Source organism: Thalassospira sp. UBA1131 (assembly GCF_002311515.1).
Classification (GTDB): domain Bacteria; phylum Pseudomonadota; class Alphaproteobacteria; order Rhodospirillales; family Thalassospiraceae; genus Thalassospira.
Genome location: NZ_DCAO01000119.1, coordinates 11,947 through 13,722, shown reverse-complemented (window position 1 = coordinate 13,722; position 1,776 = coordinate 11,947). Strand labels below are relative to the sequence as shown.

At 55.5% G+C, this 1,776-nt stretch carries 2 protein-coding genes; both read right to left on the bottom strand.

All coding sequences use genetic code 11. The features are described 5' to 3' along the window. The coding region (locus B3Z49_RS20040; RefSeq protein ID WP_296994155.1) for a DUF3833 family protein at positions 1 to 257 on the bottom strand (257 nt) is incomplete at its 3' end. Between the two features lie 30 nt (positions 258 to 287). Continuing rightward, the gene (locus B3Z49_RS20035; protein ID WP_296994151.1) at positions 288 to 1,628 is read right to left on the bottom strand and encodes an MFS transporter; all 1,341 of its coding nucleotides are present in this window, start codon (positions 1,626 to 1,628) and stop codon (positions 288 to 290) included. Positions 1,629 to 1,776: the final 148 nt, after the last annotated feature.

Sequence of the window (1,776 nt, the reverse complement as noted above, 5' to 3'; positions counted from 1 at the left end):
TCTGTTTCGCCGTCGTCATAGATAAAGTCTTCTTCAAGTGTCAGAACACCATCTTCAACGGTTCCCGTTATTTCGACGGTGAACTGACGACGCAGGGTTCCGAAACGATCTTCGAAAATGCCCCAAGCCCAGCTGTCGCCTTCGAAATAGTCAAACACGTCGAAGCGGGGTTCTTTTTGCGCAAAATCCTGCGGTTTCATCGACCCACATCCGGCTAATAGTACCAAAACAAACAGCGCCATGAAGTTCCGCAGCATCGATTTTCTCCTGTCCTGACAATCCCAAGATCAATCATTGCGGCGTGAAAGGCGCCGACGAATGGCAACCTGATGCGTGCTGTCCAACGGAAAGCGCCACATCATCCCGATTGCTCCTGCCTTCAATACGATGGGGATCACCGCATAGATCAAAACCAGCACAACCAATGCGCCAGTTTTTTCGTCTCCGCCGTCGGTCAGACCAAATGCCCCCAATATCGGGAAGGCAATCCCGGCGGCAAGCGCCATGGCAAGCTTGTTGGTCATGTTCCAAAGGGCAAATAAAAGGCCTGTGCGCCGTACCCCAAACCGGTAACGATCCCAGTCATCGACATCGGCCTGAATGGCGGGTGGCAAAGCCAGATCCGCGCCCAGTGCCGCCCCGGTAACAAGGCATATGACCGCAAAGGCACCGAAATCCCCAGCATCAAGGATCGGCACAAAGGCAAAGGCGACAATCGCCATCACCATGGCAAAACACCAGACGCGGTGCTTGCCAACGCGGCCGGCCATCACAACCCAAAGCGGAATGGCAATGATCGCCGCAGCAAAATAAAGCAGGATCAGGATATTCTCGCTGTCCTGATCAAGTTCGAGGTAATAGCGCACAAACAATGGAAAACACACGGCCGGCAATCCGGCCGCCAGACCATTGATCATCCACGCCGCAAGCAGGCGCATGAAAAGACCATTGTCACGCAGGCTTCGGGCGCCCAGGCGCAAAATGGCCCAAAGGCTTCCTGTGCCAAAGCTCGATCGGATTGTGCGTTTATGTTGCGCAACCGGATCGGGTACCTTCCAGACCAGAAGGGCAACAAATACAGCGCCGAGCGTCAGCGTCACGGTGGCAAGGGTTTGAATTTCGGCGGCGCGATCAGGCGCATTGATCAGCACCGGAATGGCCCCGGCCAATACAATCCCGATCAAGCCCGCCCCTTCACGAAGGGCGGTAAGCGTTGTGCGTTTTTTGTAATCGCCCGAAAGGTCCGCCCCCCAGGCAAGATAGGGCACCTGAAACATCGTCCAGCCCAGAAACAGCACACTTGCCCAGATGAGGAGATATATCGCGCTCGGTTGGGATGGCGGGCTGAACAGATACCAAAGCCCGATACCGGCAATCACCGCCCCGGCACCGGTCCAGATTTTGCGATTGCCGGTCTTGTCGGAAAGCCAGCCAACCACGGGGTCGGTCAGCATATCGATCATGCGGACCAGCAACAAAACAACACCCGTGATCGCCAACCCAAGGCCAAGATCATCGCCATAATAGCTTGGCAACAACACATAGGCCGGGATGGTCGGCACGGCTGCTGCCATCGCCGGAAGCGCATAGAGAACCGAAATACGGGTGGGGTATTCAGCCTGTCGCATTTTCGCGATGTTCGATCACGAACAGCCCGACATCGATGGAGCCCTGATCAAATCCGGTTTCGCAGTAGGCAAGGTAGTATTCCCACATGCGTTTGAAACGCAGATCAAATCCCTGCTTGGCAATGCCATCCCAGGCATGCTGGAAGCT